The organism is Comamonas sp. A7-5, from assembly GCF_039581385.1.
Classification (GTDB): domain Bacteria; phylum Pseudomonadota; class Gammaproteobacteria; order Burkholderiales; family Burkholderiaceae_C; genus Comamonas; species Comamonas thiooxydans.
Window position 1 is genome coordinate 391,225 of sequence record NZ_JBCPWO010000002.1, and the last position, 18,864, is coordinate 410,088.

At 61.6% G+C, this 18,864-nt stretch carries 17 protein-coding genes and 1 tRNA gene; 4 read left to right on the forward strand and 14 right to left on the reverse strand.

From position 1 onward, the window contains the following. Positions 1-75 precede the first annotated feature (75 nt). From pth to AAIL67_RS04765, 7 genes are all read right to left on the reverse strand, one after another. Positions 76-714 (reverse strand): aminoacyl-tRNA hydrolase, encoded by a 639-nt coding sequence (gene pth / locus AAIL67_RS04735; RefSeq protein WP_034357598.1) that lies wholly within the window; start codon positions 712-714, stop codon positions 76-78. Between the two features lie 129 nt (positions 715-843). Beyond that, entirely contained in the window at positions 844-1,467 is a 624-nt protein-coding gene (locus AAIL67_RS04740; RefSeq protein ID WP_034389256.1) for a 50S ribosomal protein L25/general stress protein Ctc, read from the reverse strand. 156 nt (positions 1,468-1,623) lie between these two features. After that, positions 1,624-2,583 (reverse strand): ribose-phosphate pyrophosphokinase, encoded by a 960-nt coding sequence (locus AAIL67_RS04745; protein WP_003066035.1) that lies wholly within the window; start codon positions 2,581-2,583, stop codon positions 1,624-1,626. A 44-nt stretch (positions 2,584-2,627) separates the two neighbouring features. Then, positions 2,628-2,704: transfer RNA gene (locus tag AAIL67_RS04750), tRNA-Gln, on the reverse strand. 30 nt (positions 2,705-2,734) lie between these two features. Next, positions 2,735-3,598, reverse strand: coding sequence for a 4-(cytidine 5'-diphospho)-2-C-methyl-D-erythritol kinase (ispE, locus tag AAIL67_RS04755; RefSeq protein WP_224649876.1), 864 nt, complete (start codon positions 3,596-3,598; stop codon positions 2,735-2,737). Between the two features lie 57 nt (positions 3,599-3,655). Continuing rightward, a complete protein-coding gene (locus tag AAIL67_RS04760) occupies positions 3,656-4,177 on the reverse strand; it encodes a lipoprotein insertase outer membrane protein LolB (RefSeq protein ID WP_045838418.1) in 522 nt (173 codons plus the stop codon). After that, a complete protein-coding gene (locus tag AAIL67_RS04765) occupies positions 4,174-5,961 on the reverse strand; it encodes a tetratricopeptide repeat protein (RefSeq protein ID WP_059439834.1) in 1,788 nt (595 codons plus the stop codon). The genes AAIL67_RS04760 and AAIL67_RS04765 overlap by 4 nt, the downstream gene beginning before the upstream one ends. A gap of 50 nt (positions 5,962-6,011) precedes the next feature. Between AAIL67_RS04765 and mutM the strand changes: the two genes are divergently transcribed. From mutM to mutY, 3 genes are all read left to right on the forward strand, one after another. Continuing rightward, entirely contained in the window at positions 6,012-6,851 is an 840-nt protein-coding gene (gene mutM, locus AAIL67_RS04770) for a bifunctional DNA-formamidopyrimidine glycosylase/DNA-(apurinic or apyrimidinic site) lyase (RefSeq protein ID WP_059439835.1), read from the forward strand. Between the two features lie 267 nt (positions 6,852-7,118). Beyond that, the gene (locus AAIL67_RS04775) at positions 7,119-9,116 is read left to right on the forward strand and encodes a dynamin family protein (protein ID WP_343483478.1); all 1,998 of its coding nucleotides are present in this window, start codon (positions 7,119-7,121) and stop codon (positions 9,114-9,116) included. Between the two features lie 4 nt (positions 9,117-9,120). After that, entirely contained in the window at positions 9,121-10,188 is a 1,068-nt protein-coding gene (gene mutY / locus AAIL67_RS04780) for an A/G-specific adenine glycosylase (RefSeq protein ID WP_045838416.1), read from the forward strand. A gap of 63 nt (positions 10,189-10,251) precedes the next feature. On the opposite strand, the gene AAIL67_RS04785 is transcribed toward mutY, so the two are convergent. The 7 genes from AAIL67_RS04785 to AAIL67_RS04815 all read right to left on the reverse strand — a co-directional run bounded on the left by AAIL67_RS04785 (position 10,252) and on the right by AAIL67_RS04815 (position 17,822). Then, positions 10,252-10,533, reverse strand: a complete 282-nt coding sequence (locus AAIL67_RS04785; RefSeq protein ID WP_034389269.1) for a hypothetical protein — start codon at positions 10,531-10,533, stop codon at positions 10,252-10,254. Beyond that, the gene (gene creD, locus AAIL67_RS04790; RefSeq protein ID WP_045838415.1) at positions 10,530-11,954 is read right to left on the reverse strand and encodes a cell envelope integrity protein CreD; all 1,425 of its coding nucleotides are present in this window, start codon (positions 11,952-11,954) and stop codon (positions 10,530-10,532) included. Before creD ends, AAIL67_RS04785 begins: the two co-directional genes overlap by 4 nt. Positions 11,955-12,061: 107 nt before the next feature. Further along, positions 12,062-13,516 carry a two-component system sensor histidine kinase CreC gene (creC, locus tag AAIL67_RS04795; RefSeq protein ID WP_343483479.1) on the reverse strand — a complete coding sequence of 485 codons (1,455 nt, stop codon included), beginning with the start codon at positions 13,514-13,516 and terminating at the stop codon, positions 12,062-12,064. Between the two features lie 5 nt (positions 13,517-13,521). Beyond that, positions 13,522-14,205, reverse strand: coding sequence for a winged helix-turn-helix domain-containing protein (locus AAIL67_RS04800; RefSeq protein ID WP_224651072.1), 684 nt, complete (start codon positions 14,203-14,205; stop codon positions 13,522-13,524). Between the two features lie 29 nt (positions 14,206-14,234). Beyond that, positions 14,235-15,158: an RNase adapter RapZ gene (rapZ, locus tag AAIL67_RS04805; RefSeq protein ID WP_003066057.1), complete on the reverse strand. Its 924-nt coding sequence runs from the start codon at positions 15,156-15,158 to the stop codon at positions 14,235-14,237. 4 nt (positions 15,159-15,162) lie between these two features. Then, positions 15,163-16,920, reverse strand: a complete 1,758-nt coding sequence (recN, locus tag AAIL67_RS04810; RefSeq protein WP_063661755.1) for a DNA repair protein RecN — start codon at positions 16,918-16,920, stop codon at positions 15,163-15,165. 2 nt (positions 16,921-16,922) lie between these two features. Next, positions 16,923-17,822 (reverse strand): NAD kinase, encoded by a 900-nt coding sequence (locus tag AAIL67_RS04815; protein ID WP_003066061.1) that lies wholly within the window; start codon positions 17,820-17,822, stop codon positions 16,923-16,925. 29 nt (positions 17,823-17,851) lie between these two features. Between AAIL67_RS04815 and hrcA the strand changes: the two genes are divergently transcribed. Further along, the gene (gene hrcA, locus AAIL67_RS04820) at positions 17,852-18,859 is read left to right on the forward strand and encodes a heat-inducible transcriptional repressor HrcA (protein ID WP_003066063.1); all 1,008 of its coding nucleotides are present in this window, start codon (positions 17,852-17,854) and stop codon (positions 18,857-18,859) included. Positions 18,860-18,864 lie beyond the last annotated feature (5 nt).

Genomic DNA, 18,864 nt, shown 5'->3' on the forward strand with positions numbered 1-18,864 from the left:
TTTTAGCCTGAATTACTTGTATATCAAGCGCAAATAGCTCCTTATTCAGGAGCTATTTTTCATTCTGCCTCGGGTTCAGGCCTCGCCAGCTGCAGGCTGGGCGGCATCGGGCGCAGGCTTGCGGGGCGGCTTGGGGCGGGGTGCCTTGGTGGTGTGAATCGCGAGAGTCGCCTTGTCCATCTGGCCGGCCACCATATCGGGCCAGGCCTTGAGCGAATGTGCGATGGCGTCTTCGATCAGCTTGAGCTGGTCGGGGGCCGGCTTTTTGAGCACCCAGTTGGCGACCTCGCCCTTGTGGCCGGGGTGACCGATCCCCACGCGCAGACGCCAGTAATTGGGCGAGCCGAGCTGGGCATGGATATCGCGCAAGCCGTTGTGGCCGCCATGGCTGCCGCCGAGCTTGAGCTTGACCACGCCGGGCTCGAAGTCCAGCTCGTCATGCACGACCAGGATTTCCTCGGGCTGAATCTTGAAGAAGCGGGCCAGTGTGCCGACCGACTTGCCCGAGAGATTCATGAAGGTCTGCGGCTCCAGCAGCCAGATGCTCTGGCCGTGGATGCTGGTGCGTGCCATCAATCCCCAGTAGCTGCGTTCTGGAACCAGGTTGACCTTGAGTTCGCGCGCCAGCGCATCAATCCACCAGAAGCCGGCATTGTGCCGGGTGTCTTCATATTCAGGGCCAGGATTGCCGAGGCCGACAAACAGTTTGATCATTGCTCGATTATCTTCTTGCCAGCAAGGCTGGGAGGACAGGGGCTGTTGTGCATGGGCCAAAGAAAAAGCCCACCGAGGTGGGCCTTTTCTTGGAGTACAGCGGCAGGCGCCGTACCGAAGTCACAAGAATTACTTCTTGCCCTTCTTGGCGGGAGCAGCTGCGGGAGCAGGTGCGGCGCCTTCGGCAGGAGCCACTTCGGGCAGCTTGATCGAGATCAGCGAAGGGTTCTTGTTGGCGCCACGCACCACAGCCTTCACGCCATTGGGCAGCTTCAGAGCTTGCAGGCCCAGCACGGACTTGGAAGTCAGAGCGCTCAGGTCCACCTTGATGAACTCGGGCAGGTTTGCGGGTTCGCAGATCACTTGCAGCTCGTGCATCAGAGGAGTCACGGTGCAGTTCTCGACCTTCACGGCGGGGGATTCAGCAACGCCTTCGAAGTGCAGGGGCACGTTCATGTGCAGCTTGGTGTTGCCGTCCACGCGCTGGAAGTCGATGTGTTGCACCAGCTTCTTGTAGGGGTGGAACTGCACGTCGCGCAGCACGACCTTGGTCACTTGACCGTTGATTTCCATGTCCAGGATGCTGGAGTGGAAAGCTTCCTTGTGCACAGCGTGCCACAGGGCGTTGTGATCGATTTCGATCAGTTGGGCTTCACCAGCACCGTAAACGATACCGGGGGTCTTGCCCGACAGACGCAGACGGCGGCTCGCACCCGTACCTTGCTTGGCGCGCTCAGTAGCGACGAATTGCATAACTAACTCCTAGATGGGCGGACCGCGACCAGTCTCGCCCGATTGATAAAAGAATCTGCACCTTGCAGCAAGGCCGTGGATTCTTGCGGTGGCCTCGAAACGGTCAAACCTCCCGAAGGAGGTTTGCTTGGGCTCGAAGCCGAAAAACCAGAGATTTTAAGCGGTAAACAGACTGCTCACCGAATCACCTGTGGAAATGCGGTGAATTGTCTCGGCAAACAGGCCGGCCACAGACAGCTGGCGAATCTTGCCGCACTGCTGGGCTGCGGGGCTCAGAGGAATGGTGTTGGTCACAACCACTTCGTCCAGAGCGCTGCCGTTGCCGATGCGTTCCAGGGCCGGGCCCGAGAAGATGGGGTGCGAGCAGTAGGCGTACACGTTCTTGGCGCCGCGCTGCTTGAGCACTTCGGCGGCCTTCACCAGCGTGCCGGCGGTGTCGATCATGTCGTCCATGATCACGCAGTTGCGGCCGTCGATATCGCCGATCACGTGCATGACTTCGGACACGTTCGCCTTGGGGCGACGCTTGTCGATGATGGCCAGATCGCAACCCAGTTCCTTGGCCAGGGCGCGAGCACGCACCACACCGCCAACGTCGGGGGAGACCACGATCAGGTCTTCGTAGTTCTTCTGGCGCAGGTCACCCAGCAGCACGGGGGTGGCGTAGATGTTGTCCACGGGGATGTCGAAAAAGCCCTGGATCTGGTCGGCGTGCAGATCCATGGTCAGCACGCGCTCGACACCTACGGCCTGCAGCATGTTGGCCACCACCTTGGCGGTGATGGGCACGCGGCTGGAGCGGGGGCGGCGGTCCTGGCGGGCATAGCCGAAATAAGGGATCACGGCGCAGATGCGCTCGGCCGATGCACGCTTGAGGGCATCGACCATGACCAGCAACTCCATCAGGTTGTCGTTGGTCGGAGCGCAGGTGGACTGAACCACGAAAACGTCGCGGGCGCGAACGTTCTGCTTGATCTCGACCGCGACTTCTCCATCGGAGAAACGGCCAACGTCAGCAGCACCAAGAGAGGTGCCGAGGTGCTTAACAATCTCTTCGGCCATGCCAGCATTGGCATTGCCTGTGAAGACCATGAAATCAGAGTGATGTGAATGCATTGTGCGTCCCAGTGCTGTGGGTTGCTATGACGCAAGAAGATGTTTGGCAGGGGAAGAAGGATTCGAACCTTCGCATGCCGGAATCAAAATCCGGTGCCTTAACCAACTTGGCGACTCCCCTACACAGGCCTTTTGTCGAAGACAAACAGCCTTATAACTTGTTCTCTGGAATCCAGCTATTAAGTGGGTGTTTTTCCAGATTTCTGCAAACCTTGATCTGCCATGTGCCAGGAGCACAGCTCAGATCAATGCTTTGCGCTATCGGTGCAAATACCGCACTTCCAGAGCCCGTCATTCTAGCATGCAATTTGAGTGATTCGAGCCAGCTTCTGACTTTCATCACCTCGGGCTGCAAGCCTTCAGCGACCGGCTGCAGGTCGTTTCGGCCAAAGCCGAAGTGATTCGCAGCGAAGTCCGCAACTATAGCAGGCTTTGTGTCGCGTTTCAGGAGATCGCTGGAAAAAATCTTGCCCGTTTCCAGGCCCTGTTCGGGCTTGACCACCAGGAACTGCTGCTCCGGCAAGGCATTGCGGCCTGTCAGCGGGGTGATGATTTCGCCGATGCCGCTGACCCAGGCCGAGTGACCGCAGAGGAAAAAGGGGACATCGGCGCCGAGCTTCAAGCCTATGCTTTGCAGTTCCTGGCGCGAGAGCTTCAGATTCCAGAGGCGGTTCAGCGCCATCAGCGTGCTGGCCGCATCGGATGAGCCGCCCCCCATGCCGGCCTGGGCGGGCAGGTGCTTTTCAACCCCTATGCGCACGCCTTGCGTGCAGCCTGTGGCTTGCTGCAGGGCGCGGGCCGCGCGTGTGATCAGATCATCGGCAGGCAGGTCAACGCCATTGAGGTCTTCACGGCTGATCTGGCTGCTGACCGTGCGCTCGAGATGCAGCACATCATGCCAGTCGATGAGCATGAAGACGGATTCCAGCAGGTGATAGCCGTCAGGCCTGCGGCCGGTAATGTGCAAAAAAAGGTTGAGCTTGGCCGGGGCCGGCACGTCATAAAGCGAGTGCATGGCGTGTATGTGTCAGTAAGAAAAACGGTGCAACGATAGCACCGGGTTGCCGGCCAGTCAGCGAGCGTCCTGATCGAGAACGATGCGCAAGGAGGCCTCGGGTGGCGGGCTGATGCGGTCGGCACGCAGGCGGCCATCGCTGATGCGCGAAAGATCTGTCTGCCAGCCGGTCACAGCCGTGTTCTTGCCTTGCAGCCAGTCGAACAGCGCGGCGACGGGAATCTCGCTGCCGGTCATGCGGGTGATGAGTTCAGGCAGGGAGTCTGACTGGGTGATCTGATCGCCCTGCTGCAAGGTGGCTCCGGCACGCGTCCATTGCAGGCGGGCCATGATGGATCCCAGCGGGTTGAAGACCAGCAAGGTGCCGCTCTCGGGCTGACCTTGCAGCTCGAAACCAGCGCTGAAGGATTGCTGCTGGGCATCCTGGACCTGCAGCGCCATGCGGCCGGACCAGTGGTGGCTGGCCGCTACATCGAGCTGCAGCTGCCGTGCAGGTTGGGCGCAGCCGCCGAGCATGGCCGCTCCCAGGGCCAGCCCGAGGGCTGGAAGAATTTTCAAGAAAGTCGGCCTGCGCTTCATGGCGTCACTTTGTGGCGTTTGAGGGTTTCCAGCAGAGTGTCATTGCTGCTGTCTGCCTTCATGCCCTGGCGCCAGATGAGTTGGGCGCGGTCTTGCTTGCCTTGGGCCCAAAGAACTTCCCCCAGGTGGGCGGCAATTTCCGCATCCTGACGCGTGGCATAGGCCTGCTCCAGCAGTTTTTCGGCTTCGTCCAGATTGCCGCGGCGGAAATGCACCCAGGCCAGACTGTCGGTGATGAATGGATCGCCGGGCTGCATGTCCAGAGCGGTCTGGATCAAGGTCTGCGCTTCTTCAAGCTTGATGCCGCGATCAGCGTAGGAATATCCCAGTGCGTTGTACGCATGCTTGAAATCGGGTTTGCGCTTGATGATGTCGCGCAGCAGGCGCTCCATCTCGCTGAAGTTTCCGGCTCTTTCCGCGAGCAAGGCGGTGTCGTAGGCCAGCTCCACATCATCGGGTGCCTGGCTCAGCAGCTGAGCTTGCAGCGCATAGGCTTCCTTGTTCAGGCCTGCATCGCGCAGCAGCTGCACCTCGGCAATCTGCTTGAGGCGCTTCTGGTTGGGGCCGTTTGCCGGAATGGCCTGGATCAGGGCACGAGCTTCCTTCACCTTGCCCTGGCGAGCCAGCAGATCGGCGCGCCGGGCCTGCACGCTGAGCAGGTTGGCGGCATCGGGAATGCGCTGCAGATAGATGTCGGCTTCGTCGTAGCGCTGACGCTTCTCTGCCAGATCGGCCCTGAGCAGATAGAGCTGGGATTCGCCAGCAGCGCGACCCACACCCTCAGGCAGTTTGGGCAGCAGAGCGCTGAACTGTGTCAGGGAAACGTCGGCAGCATCCAGCTCACCATCCTGCAATTGCAAATTGGCGAGCATGACCCAGGCTTCCGGAAATTCGGGCGCCTCGCGCGTTATGAGCTGCAACTGGGTCTTGGCATCGGCGTTGCGTTTTTGTCCCAGCAGCACGCGGGCATAGGTCAGGCGCAGTTGTGGCGAATGATTCTTTTCAAGATAGCGCTTGACCAGCGGCTCCACTTCGGCAGAACCCGATTCCAGCAGTTCCATGGCCAGCAAGGCGACGGCACCCGATTCAGGACCCAGCTTGGCGCCGTTCTGCAGCGCCTGCAGGGCGGCAGGTTTCTGACCGGCGATCAGGCGCATATGGCCTATGGCGGCCCAGGCCATGGGGCCGTTCTTCGGGTCCTTTAAATCGATTTCCAGCGCTTGCTCGACCACATCGGCGGCCAGAGGCTTGTCCGAGGCATTGTTGTAGAGCTGGGTGATGGCCAGAAAAGTGGCGCTGCGATTGGCTTGAGGGGTCAGCTCGACCTCTCGACGCAGATAGCTGGCCGAGTCTGCAATGCGGTTCATCACCACCAGAATGCGCAGCACTGCGCGGTTGGCATCGCGTGATTCGGGGTAGGCCTCCAGCCAGGCGCGGGCATTGCGCAGTGCGCGGTCGCCCGAACGGGACTGAATGGCAAGTTCGGTGGCGCGGCGATAGAGCTTTTCGTTGTTGCTGCTGCGCGCGGCCTCCATCATCAGGGCCTGGGCGTCCGTCAGGGCGCCTTCCTGAGCGGCCATCTCTCCCACCAGGATTTCGTAGAACAGCTCGGCAGAGAGGGCCGCTTGCTCATTCTCACGCTCCGCGGCCTGTTCGAGATCGGTGCTTTGCTCGATCTTGTCCTGCTGGGATGGCGGGTCAGCGGTCTGGGCGGATGCGATTGCCGATCCCATGGCCAGAACGGCGGCCACGGCGAGTCCCTGAAAACGTAGAGGATGAACCATCGGCTCATAATAATCCAAGCTTGTTGAACACTTGGCGAAGATGAGATTGCATGCCTGAGTTGCCCGAAGTCGAGGTTACGCGCCGCTCTTTTGCTGACCGCATTGCGGGTGCGCAGATTGAGAAAGCCACCTTGGGAAAGCCCCTGCGCTGGCCTCTGGGGCTGTTGCCGCAGGCATTGGTCGGCAGGGTCGTGCTGGGCGTGCGCAGACGCGGCAAGTATCTGCTGCTGGACCTGAGCGAGGGTCTACTGCTCATGCACCTGGGCATGTCTGGCAGTCTGCGCTTTGTGGGCCGCGACGAGGAGCCGCTGGGAACTGGCGGAGTGCATGATCACTTCGACCTGCAGACATCGCGCGGCTTGCTGCGTCTGCATGATCCGCGCCGCTTCGGAGCCGTGATCTATGTTCCGGATGAAGGCGATGCCCTGGCGCGCAAGCTGCTTGACCATCTGGGTATGGAGCCGCTGAGCGACGGATTCACGCTGGACGCCTTTCAAGCCGGGCTGGCGGCCAGTCGCTCGCCCATCAAGCAACTGCTGCTCAGCGGCAGCGTGGTCGTCGGTGTCGGCAATATCTATGCTTCCGAGGTGTTGTTTCTCTCGCGGATTCACCCGACAACACCGGCGCGCGATGTGGGCAGGCGCAAGGTCAAGGTTTTGTATGAGGCCATTCGAACCGTGCTGGCCTTGGCGGTGGAGAAAGGCGGCACGACCTTGCGCGATTTTTCCGCGGCCAACGGCATGGAAGGGCACTTTCAGTTGGAGGCCCAGGTTTATGGCCGCGATGGCCTGCCTTGCTCGCATTGCGGAGCCGCCATCCAGCTCATGCGCCAGGGGCAGCGCAGCACCTATTACTGCGCCCGCTGCCAGAAGGCCGCAAAAACTCTCTGAATTTGATAGCTAATACCGCAGTTTGAGTATGCGTTCAGGCATGTTTTGACGTCACAATTTCATTTTGATGCTTGATATGCCTCAGAGGCGTCGCCAGTGCCCAGGCATTGGCGCTGTTCTGCGCCGTTGCGCGCAGATACTTGGCGGCTGGAGATATCAGGCCAGCCTCTGGAAGAGCCGTAGATGCTGTCAAGGGGCAATGCTATATATTGATCAGGCGGTCAGCCTTGGCTGACCCGGCGACTCAGACAAACAAGAGGGGTAGATGTGTCAGCTTCATTCAACGAGCAGTTTGGTCAGTATGGCGCATGGCGACGGGGCTTTGCCACCCAACTGCAGGAGCTGCGTGAATGGTTGATTGCCCAGGATCTGCTGGACGCCTCGGTGCAGGAGCGCTTGCAGAGACTGGAAGAGCAGATGCGCACCGACAAGGTCATGGTTGCCTTCGTGGCCGAGTTCTCGCGCGGCAAATCCGAGCTGATCAACGCTGTCTTCTTTGCCCATTACGGCCGCCGGCTGATGCCGGCCAGTGCAGGCCGCACCACCATGTGTCCGGCGGAGCTGGGCTGGGAGCCGGAGCTGCCGCCTTGTCTGCGTCTGCTGCCCATTGATACCAGAGAGTCGCCGGAGAGCCTCGGCCAGTGGCGCATGCGTCCCGACGCCTGGGTGCAGCAGCCGCTGGATATCGCCGATGCGCAGCAGATATCCGACACGCTGGCCAAGGTGGCGGAGGTGCGCAAGGTCTCCATCGATCAGGCCAGGGCCTGGGGCTTTTGGCATGACGACGAGGCTGCCGACAACCCCATGGTCGATGCCGACGGCTGGGTCGAAGTGCCGATGTGGCGTCATGCCTTGATCAATATGCCCCATCCTCTGCTCAAGCAGGGACTGGTGATTCTCGACACGCCTGGTCTGAATGCCGTGGGGGCCGAGCCGGAGCTGACCGTCAATCTGATACCCCAGGCACATGCTGTGGTCTTTGTGCTGGGCGCCGATACCGGCGTGACCAAGTCCGACCTTGCCATCTGGCGCGACCATGTGCTGCCGGCAGGAGCCGGCAAGGCGGGGGGCGATGACGCTCTGGCAGCATCGCGTCTGGTGGTGCTCAACAAGGTGGATACGCTGTGGGACAGTCTGAGTTCTGGCGCGCAGGTGCAGGCCCAGTTGCGCCGTCAGCAGCAGGACTCGGCCCAGTTGCTGGGGGTGGCGCTGGAGCGCGTGCTGCCCATCTCCGCCCAGAAGGGGCTGGTCGCCAAGGTGGGGCATAACGACAGCCTGCTTCAGGCCAGCGGCCTGCCCGCTTTTGAAGACCTTCTGGCCAATGGCATCATGGGGCAGCGCCAGAAAGTGCTGCAGGCTGCTGTGCGCACCAATGTGCAACAACTGCAGTCGCAGGTGGAGCGTGTCATCAATATGCGCCGCGGCGATCTCGACGACCAGCTGGCCGAGCTCTGCGGCCTGCGCGGCAAGAATGCGACGGTGATTGCCAGCATGCGTGCCCGTATCGAGGCCGAGCACAAGGAATTCGACCAGAGTGCCAGCCGCATCCAGGCCATGCGCAATATCCATATGCGCATGCTCAAGGAGCTTTTCCTGCTTCTGAGCTCGAGCACTTTGAAGGCCGAATTGGCCGAGCTGAAAGAAGCGCTGGATCAGCGTGGGCTCAAACTTGGCCTGCGCAAGGTCTATGAGCAGACTTTCGAGCGCCTGCATGCCGTGGCTGCAAAGGCGCAGGACCAGGCCGATGAGACCCAGGCAATGATGAGTTCCTCGTTCAAGGAGCTCAATGCGGAGTTTGGCTTTTCCCTGCAGACACCGCCGCAGCTGGTGCTGTCCGAGCTCAAGGACGACTTGCGCAGCATCGAAGGCAGTTACACCCAGTATTTGGGGCTAAGCAGTGTCATCAGGCTCGGCAGTGCCGACTTTTCGCAGCGCCTGATCAAAGCTCTGGCGCTGCGTCTGCGCACGGTGTTTGAAGCGGCATCGAACGACGTGGATATGTGGAGCAAATCACTGACTGCACCAGTCGATGCACAATTGCGCGAACGTAAACGCAGTTACACGCGCCGCCTGGAGGCTGTGGACCGGATCAGCGGTGCAGCCACTGAACTGGAGGAGCGCATTGCAGACATGGAAAATGCGCAAGCCCGCCTGGGCATGCTGCAGACGCAGCTGATCAGCGCATCGGCGCAATTGCTGGATCCGATTGCGGCCGAGCGGCCGCAGGCCGCGTCCATGCCGTTGGACATCAACCTGGTAGCTTGAAATCTTGACTCTCCCTTCGATTGCCGCAGCCGTAGTGCAGTGGCAGGCCAGCCATGGCCGCAATCATCTGCCCTGGCAGCAAACTCGTGACCCTTACCGCGTCTGGCTGTCTGAAATCATGCTGCAGCAGACCCAGGTCAGCACCGTGCTGGGCTACTACCAGCGCTTCCTGGACGCTTTCCCGGATGTGGCCAGCCTGGCGGCTGCACCGCAGGATGCCGTGCTGGCGCTGTGGAGCGGCCTGGGCTACTACAGCCGCGCGCGCAATCTGCATAAATGCGCGCAGACCGTGATGGAGCAATGGGGCGGGGCTTTTCCGCAAACAGCCGAAGAATTGGCGACCTTGCCAGGCATTGGCCGTTCCACGGCCGGTGCCATTTCATCGTTCTGCTTTTCCGAGCGGGTGCCGATTCTGGATGCCAATGTGCGACGTGTTCTCACAAGGGTGCTGGCGTTCGATGCGGATCTGGCTCAGTCCAGAAATGAAAAGCAGCTGTGGGAACACGCCCAGCAACTGTGTCCCACCGAGAATCTGCACGAAGCCATGCCGCGCTACACCCAGGGCATGATGGATCTGGGCGCCAGCGTCTGCACATCGCGCAAGCCCACCTGCCTGGTGTGCCCTCTGCACTCCGAATGCCGGGCGGCCCGCGCCGGCAACCCGGAGAACTATCCCGTGCGCACGCGCAAGATCAAGCGCAGCGCCGAGTCCTGGTGGCTGCTGCTGGCGGTGGACGCGCAGCGCCGCGTATGGTTGCAAAAGCGTCCGCAAGCCGGTATCTGGGCCGGGCTTTACAGCCCGCCGGTCTTTGAAGACTATGCGGCACTGCAAAGCCATGCGCAGGCCGCATGGCCTCAGGACGGGACCCGGAGCTGGCAGGACCTTCCCGGCTTTCTGCATGTGCTGACCCACAAGGATCTGCACCTGCATCCGGTTCTTGTGCCCGTCGATCAGGCGCATGCCGCCCTGGTCTCAGAGGCTGATGAATCCTGCTGGGCGGATGCAGCGGCCTGGGCGGAGCTGGGTCTGCCGGCCCCGATCCGCAAGCTGCTCGATGCCGAGCTGGCTTGAACGCCTGCCGCATGAATGAAAAAAGGTGACGGGCGGCGTCACCTTTTTTGATGGCTGCAGATTTCAGAAGCGCAATCTGGGCATCAGCATGGAGCAGCGCAGTCCCATCAAGGCCAGCCACAGGACCCTGGCCTGCGGGTTGCCGCGCTGTGTCTGCAATTGCCGGCCCGCGGCCACCACCTGCTGGCGCAGGACTTGCTGCGCCTTGCGGTCGCCTTGGCTTTGTGCGCTCAGCCAGAGTTGCTGGTACTGCTGCACGCTGAGCTGGCAAGGCTCGCCAAGCAGATGGCGCGACGAAGTGTTCAGCAAGGCCTGAGCCTGCGGGGTGTGTCGTGACTGGTTCATGCGGCCTCCTCTTGTTTCGAAGACTTGTTTGGCGCTTCGCTCTCGCTGCGTCCAAAGGCGTACCAGTCCACATGACGCGTGCAGATCATGACCAGGGCCAGCACGCCGAACAGGGCGATGGAGCCGACGACCAGAGCGGTCTGCTCCAGCTGCAGCAGCACATACAGCAGGCCGTACAGGGCCGAGATGGCAATTGCGAACGGCAGGCCGCGTCTGATGCTGCCCAGAATATGGCTGGCATAGAAGGCCAGCAGAGCCACGCAGGAGCTGGCCGCAATCGCATAGGCCGTGGCAAAGCCCAGGTGTTCGGACAGGCTGATCAGCAACAGGAAGAAGCTGCACAAGGCCGAGCCGACCAGCAGGTATTGCACGGGGTGAACGCGCAGCTTTTTCATGACTTCGAACAGGCCGACCGCGACAAAGGTCAGGATCACAAAAAGAATGCCGTACTTGGTGGCACGCTCGCTCAGCGAGTAGACATTGACGGGGTTGACGAACTCCGTGTCCATGGTTTCGAGGCAGGGGCCGCTGTCGTCATGGCCGCGGGCTGCAGAGGCGGCATAGGTTTCCGAGCTGCCCCAGTAGCCAGGGCTGCAAAGACGTTGCTGGCGGGTAAAGGCCGTGCTGGCAGAGGTGGCCAGCGAGGACAGCTCCCAGCTGGCGGTGAAGCCGCTGTCCGTCACTTCGCGTCGGCTGGGTAGAAAGCTGCCGCCAAACGAGGGATGAGGCCAGTCGGCCGTCAGCGTGACCTTGCTTTCCGTGGCGATGGGGCTGAAGGCGAGCTGCTCCGTGCCCAGCAACTGCAGCTTGAGTTCCAGATTCAGGGCTTCGCCTTTTTTCAGCAGGCTGGAGTCAATTTCCGCCTGGATGCCCTTGCCGTAGCGCTCCAGCGGAGTGCCGGACTCGACCGCCAGATCCTGGCCGTTGGCCTGCAGCGTCGCACTGCGGATGCCGCGGGGGTCGCTGAGCGCGAATGCCGCAAAGACTTTCTTGCAGCGCACCACGGCGTTGGGCTCGCTGGGTTTGGGCAGCTCCGCATACTGCGCGGCATTGGCAAAACCGGCCGAGATCTGGTCGTGCAGCACATAGGTGTTGATGTGGTGCAGGCCGCGTGAGCGCTCTTCCATTTTGGCGTTGGCATCGTGGTTGAGCGTGTCGGGCAGCAGCATGCGCTGGAATTCGCGGGTGCTGTACTCGATTTTCTTGCCATTGGTCGTGCTGGTGGTTTCCGTGCAGTTCTGCACCAGGGCCGGGCCGATCAGCGTCTGCGTGCCGGCCAGGCTGGAGACCACGCTTTGCACGGCGTAGTCGCGGTTGCGGATGCGGTCTTTCACCACATCCTGAATCATGGACAGGCCGGCCATGAGCAAGGCCAGAACGATCAGCAGTGAGACTGTCTTGAACAGCAGTCGGTTTTTCATGCGTGCTCCTGAATGAGGGGTTTCAGGACGCAGTGTCGGCAGCGACTGTGTGGGCGCAATGAAGTCTGTGAAGCGGGTGTGAAGTCCTGCTCGAAAGCCTTGGCTGCTCAGCTTCCGGGAGCAAAATCCAGTGTCACGGCGAGGCCGGGGTGGCGATTTCGGACCTGCATGCTGCCGCCATGAAGATGCATGATGCGAGTGACAATGGACAGGCCCAGCCCGGTGCCGCTGCGCTCTCCGTTAGGTCTGGGGGTCGTGAAGAAGCGCTCGCCCAGGCGGGCCAGCAAGGGCTCGGCCACGCCCGGACCCTGATCGCTGACGGTGATGCGGTGCGGGGCCAGCTCAAGCTCGATCACGCTGTTCTCTGCAGAGAAATCCAGGGCGTTCTGCAGCAGATTGCTGATGGCCAGGGTGACCAGGCCGGCCTCCCAGGGGCCGCTGCTGTCCACACCGCTCAGGTGCAGGGCCATGCCGCGTTGCTCGGCATGGCTTTGCAGCGCAGCCATGGCTTGCCGGGCACATTCCATCAGGCTGCAGCCATGACTGGTGTCCAGTTGCTGGCGCTGCTCGAGGCGGCTGAGCTGGAGCAGCTGGTCGATCAGATTCTGCAGACGCAGGCTCTGGTCCACCACCTGTCCGGCAAACATGGCCCGGTCCTGGGGCGGCAGCTCTTCCTGCAGCAACTCGCCCGCGCCGCGTATGGCGGCAACCGGGCTTTTGAGTTCGTGGGTCAGGGCGCGCACATAGCCCTCGATATAGTCGCGCCCCTCCAGGCGCTTGCGCATATTGTCCATGGCCTGTGCCAGCTCGCCCAGCTCGCCGGGCATGTCGGGTATGGAAGCAGGGGCAGAGGTCTGAGCGGGGTGGGCAGACTCGTTGAGCGTGGGGGCCTGCACCTGTTGTGCATAGTTGCGCAGCCGGCGTACGTGAAGCACAAACCACCAGGTGACCGCACAGCCCACGGCGGCGGACAGCAGCACAAACAGCAGGCCGCCGCGCAGAATCTTCTGCTCCGCGCTGTCGACGATTTTCTGTACCGAGCTGGAAGGCTTGGAGGTGGTCAGCACCCCGGCAATCCTGCCGTCCACCATGATGGGCGCGGAGACATACATGACGCTGCTGGATTCGTCCTCCTTGACGGCTCGCGTGGTGCGTGCGCCATATTCACCGCGCAGCGTCAGATAGACATCGCGCCAGCGCGAGTAGTCGGCGCCCTGGTCCCTGCCCAGGGAGTCGAACAGCACCGTGCCCCGGGCGTCGGTGACGGTGATGCGCAGATCCAGCGTGGTCTTGCGCGTGTCCCAGATCCAGGCCTGTATCGGCTTTTGTGTGTAGCCCAGCAGCTGAGCGGCAAACGTGCTGTCCGCACCGGCTTGCAGCCGGCCTTTTTCCATGTCGGCACTGGCCAGCGTGGCAAGCGCATAGGCGGTCTCCACCAGCGTGTCCTCGGTCACCTTGCGCACGCTGGGCTTGATCTCCACCATGAAGACGCGCAGTACGAAAAAGGCGGCCAGACCGTTGATCAGGAAGAAGGCGAAGAAGAGACGCAGGCCCAGACGCATACCGGCTATCCGGGCTGGTTCAGGCTATAGCCCAGACCGCGGTGGGTGACGATGAGCTCCTGATCGGGCAAACGCTCGCGCAGTTTGGCGCGCAGGGTCTTGATATGGGTATCCACCGTGCGGTCCGTGCTCTCGCTGTCCAGCCCCCAGATTTGCTCCAGCAAGGCGTCGCGGCTCAGGATGCGGCCTGCCGCGTTGACCAGACTCTGCAGCAGCTGATATTCGCGCCTGGTCAGATCCAGCGCCTTGCTGTGGATCAGGGCACGCTGCCCTTGCTCATCTATTTGAAGTGCTCTTGTAAGCTGGGCGGGCGCTACAGGCTGGAATTGCCTGGAGCGGCGCAGCAGGGCGCGGGTGCGCGCCAGCAGCTCGCGCGGGCTGAAGGGCTTGGTCAGGTAGTCGTCCGCGCCCAGCTCCAGGCCCAGAACCTTGTCCATCTCCTCGCCTCTGGCACTGAGCACCAGCACCGGAACAATGGAGCCGGCAGAGCGCAGCTCGCGGCACCAGTCCAGGCCGTTGCCGTCGGGCAGGCCTACGTCCATGAGCAGCACATCAAACGCTGTCCTGCTCCATTGCTGACGCGCATCGGCGATCAGCAGACTGTGGGTGACGGCAATGCCCTCGCGCTCCAGAGCGTAGCAAATCGTTCTTGCAATGGCTGGGTCGTCTTCGAGCAGCAGCACCTGCATGGCTGACGTCTGAGGGCTGAGCATGCGGGTCAGCTGATCGGGTGGATGGCGTCCGGGGCCAGAAACTGCTGAGAGACCTGGATGAACTTGTCGCGAAAATCCAGTGAGCGGTGGCGGCGTACGGTGGGCCACTGCTTCTCGAAGTGCCTGGCGAGGGCCTCGACGAGAAAGACCGAGCGGTGCTGCCCGCCCGTGCAGCCTATGCCCACGGTGACATAGCTGCGGTGGTCTCTGGCCAGCAGCGGCAGCCAGCGTTCGAGGAACTGCTGTATATCCAGCTGCATCTGCTGCACCTCGGGCAAGGCGCCCAGATAGTCGGCAACCGGCTTGTCCAGGCCCGTCAAGGCACGCAGTTCCTTGTCGTAGAAGGGATTGGGCAGCATGCGCACATCAAACACATAGTCAGAGTCTGTAGGCATGCTGTGCTTGAACCCAAAGGACTGGAACATCAGCGTCATCTGCCCTGTGGGTGCTTCGATGATCTGCTTGATATAGCTTTGCAGCTGCGCCGACTTGAGGTCGCCGGTGTCGATGACGATGGAGCGGTCGCGTAGCAGGCCCAGCAGCTCTCGCTCCTTTTCGATATCGAGCTCCAGTGCCTGGCGCTCGTTCGTCAGGGAGCCGGGGGACAGAGGATGGCGCCTGCGGGTTTCCGAAAAGCGCCTGATCAGGGTGCTGCTGTCGGCATCGAGAAAAATCATGCGCGGCATCAGCCCCTGCTTTTTGAGGCGATGCAGCTGCTCAGGCAGCTGAGGCAGGCCCTTGGCGCTGCGTGCATCCATGGCAATGGCCACTTTCTCGTCCTGATGATTGAGCTTGAGCTCCACAAAGGACTGCAGCAGTTCCGGGGGCAGGTTGTCGACGCAGTAGTAGCCAGCATCCTCCAGCGCATGCAGCGCAACGGATTTGCCCGATCCGGACATGCCGCTGATCAGAACAATCTCCATGGACATGATTTCAAACTCCTCTGACTTTGCTGCTTTTGCGTGCTGTAGTGCTGGCCTTGGCACTTCGGGCCTGGGTGCCCGATGAACGCTGGGCGCTGTTTGCCGCCTGCTTTGCAGGCAATCTTGCCATGGCCAGCATTTCTCTGGCATGGGCCATGGTTGCTTCGGACAGGTGCTCGCCGCCCAGCATGCGGGCCATTTCCATCTCGCGCTCCTCGCCAGTCAGCGGATCCACGCTGCTGATGGTGGTGTTGGACTTGGGGCGCTTGGTCACCCGGTAGTGCTGGTCTGCGTAGGCAGCGACCTGGGGCAGGTGAGTGACGGCCAGCACCTGGCGTGAATCGCCGAGCGAGTGCATGAGGCGGCCCACGGTTTCGGCCACGGCTCCGCCCACGCCGGAGTCCACCTCGTCAAAGATCAGGGTCCCGGCCTGGCCCAGTTCGCTGGTGGTCACGGCAATGGCCAGCGAGATGCGCGACAACTCGCCGCCCGATGCCACCTTGGCAACGGGTTTGGGCGTGGCGCCGGTATGGCCTGCAACCAGAAAAGTGATGCTGTCCGTGCCCGCAGGACTGGCGGCATCGGCATGTTCCAGCTGCACTTCGAAACGGCCGCCCTTCATGCCCAGACTTTGCATGGACTGGGTGATGGCGCGTGACAGGCGTGGTGCTGCCAGGGTGCGCTGCTGCGAGATTTTGCGCGCCTCGGCCTGATACCTGAGGTGGGCGGCTTGCTCTTTGGCGCGCAGCCCCTCCACATCGACGGCAGCATCCAGCTGGTGCAGCTCCTGTTTCCAGCCTTCGAGCAGGGCGGGCAAGTCCTCGGGTGTGCGCTTGTAGCGGCGCGCCAGTTGCATCCACAGCGACAGGCGTTCATCGAGATCGGCCAGCAGCTCGGGATCCAGATCGGCGCGGCGCAGATAGGCCTGCAGCGAGTGACGGGCATCGTGCAACTGGGCCACACAGGAGCCCAGTACGTCGGCAATGCTCTGAAACTCAGGCTCAAGATGCTCCTGGTCCTGCAGCAGGTGGTGGGCCCTGCCCAATGGGGTGGCCGCTCCCGAATCGTCATCCTCCAGCAGTTGCAGGCAGGACTGGGCCGAGTCCATCAAGGTCTGCGCGTGTGACAGACGTGTGTGCTGGGCATTGAGCTCATCCCACTCTTCGGCGCGCGGCGACAGCTTGTCCAGCTCGGAAATCTGCCATTGCAGGCGCTCCCGTTCGCGTTGCAGATTGTCCTGGGCCGAGAGCGCCTGCTCCAGTGCCTGATGGTTCTGGCGCCAGTCCAGCCAAAGCGATTTGAGCTGGGCCGTTTCAATGCCTCCGTAGGTATCCAGCATGGCGCGTGCTGCATCCGGGCGGGTCAGGCTTTGCCAGGCATGCTGGCCGTGAATGTCGATCAGCTGATCGCCCAGATGGCGCAGCTGCGTGGCCGTGGCGGGAGAGCCGTTGATCCAGGCGCGGCTGCGGCCCAGACTGTCGATGACGCGGCGCAGCAGCAAATCCTGCTCCTGCGCAAAACCCGACTCTTCCAGCCATTCATGAAGATGAGATGGGCAATCGAACTCTGCGCAAATATCGGCCTGAGGGCAGCCTTCGCGCACCACCTGTGCATCGGCTCGTGCGCCCAGCACCAGTTGCAGAGCGTCGAGCATGATGGATTTGCCGGCCCCGGTTTCGCCGGTAAGCACCGTGAAGCCGGTCTGCCAGTCCAGATCGAGTGACTGGACAATCACAAAGTCCCGCAGGACGATGCGCTTCAAGGCCATGGTCAGACGCCTCCCTCGTTCCAGCCCAGTTTTTTGCGCAGGGTGTCGAAGTAATTCCAGCCCTTGGGGTGCAGAAAGTGCACGCTGTGATCGGCGCGCGTCACCAGGATGCGGTCACCATGCTGCAGCGATTTCAGTGACTGCATGTCGAAGTTCGCGCTGGCGTCGCCTCGGCCGCCCACCACCTCGATAGTCACTTCCTGAGCGTCGGAGAGCACGATGGGGCGGTTGGAGAGGTTGTGCGGCGCGATGGGCACCATCACCCAGGCCGGAATCGAGGGGTGCAGCATGGGGCCGCCGGCCGAGAGCGCGTAGGCGGTGGAGCCAGTGGGGGTGGCCACGATCAAGCCGTCCGCGCGCTGGTTGGAGACAAAGCTGCCGCCGACCTCGATGCGCAGCTCCACCATGCCCGAGGTCGAGCCACGGTTGACCACCACATCATTCATGGCTTGGGCTTCAAACACGCACTGGCCGTCGCGCATGACGCGAGCATTCATCAGGGTGCGTTCGTCTTCCTCGTACTCGCCCTGCAGTATGGGCGTGATGGAGGCTTCGAATTCATCCAGGGCGATATCGGTGACAAACCCCAGGCGGCCCTGGTTGATGCCGACCAGCGGCGTGCCATAGCGCGCCAGATGGCGGCACACGCCCAGCATGGTGCCGTCGCCGCCCACCACCAGGCCGAGGTCGCAATGCCTGCCCAGACCGTCAACGTCCATGCTCGGGTAATCGGGCAGGCCCGCATAGATGGCGGACTGGGTATCCAGAATCACCTCACAACCCAGGCTGCGCACGTAACCGGCAATCCGTTGCAGCGCTTCGCTGGCTGCATCGGACGGAACGCCTGCTGCGGGTGTGTGGTACTTGCCGATCAGGGCAATATGGTGGAACGTGGATGTCATCTGGGAAATTACATCATTAAAATGAAATCATGCTCGACGAACGTGCCAAGTTATTGCTCAAAGCGCTGATCGAGCGTTACATCGCTGACGGTCAACCAGTCGGCTCGCGCACTCTTTCACGTGCATCCGGGCTTGAATTGTCGCCTGCCACCATACGCAATGTGATGGCCGACCTGGAAGAGATGGGTCTGATCATCAGCCCTCACACATCGGCAGGCCGCGTGCCGACAGCCAGGGGATACCGCCTGTTTGTCGACACCATGCTGACTGTGGACCGCTGCGATCTTGTAACGCCCGGCCTGATGCCTGAACAGCCGCAGAAGGTAATTGCCAATGCGGCCAATCTGCTGTCCAACCTCTCCCAGTTCGTGGGTGTGGTCATGGTGCCGCGTCGCAGCTCCGTCTTCAAGCATATCGAGTTCGTGCGCCTGTCGGAGCGGCGCTTTCTGGTCATCATCGTCTCGCCCGAAGGCGATGTGCAAAACCGCGTGATCTTCACGGATGTGGATTACGAGTCCTCGCAACTGATAGAAGCCTCGAATTTCCTCAATCACCATTACGCCGGTTTGACAATGGAGGAGGTGCGCACGCGGCTGCAAACCGAGGTGGAGCAATTGCGGGGCCAGGTTGCCAGCCTCATGCAGGCAGCGGTGAATGTAGGCACTGAGGTCATGAGCAACCATGATCGCGAGGATGTGGTGATCGCCGGCGAGCGCAATCTGCTGTCCGTGAGCGATTTTTCCAGCGATATGGGCAATCTGCGCCGCGCTTTCGACCTGTTCGAGCAGAAAACGCAAATCCTTAGGTTGCTGGACTTCTCCAATCAGGCTGATGGCGTACGCATTTACATCGGCGGCGAGAGCCAGACCGTGCCGTTTGAAGATTTGTCTGTAGTGAGTGCTCCCTATGAGCTCGACGGCAAGGTGGTTGGTACCTTGGGGGTGATCGGCCCCACGCGCATGCACTACGACAAGATGATCCAGATTGTCGATATCACATCCAAACTGGTGAGCAATGCTCTGAGTCACAAGCGTTAGGCCCT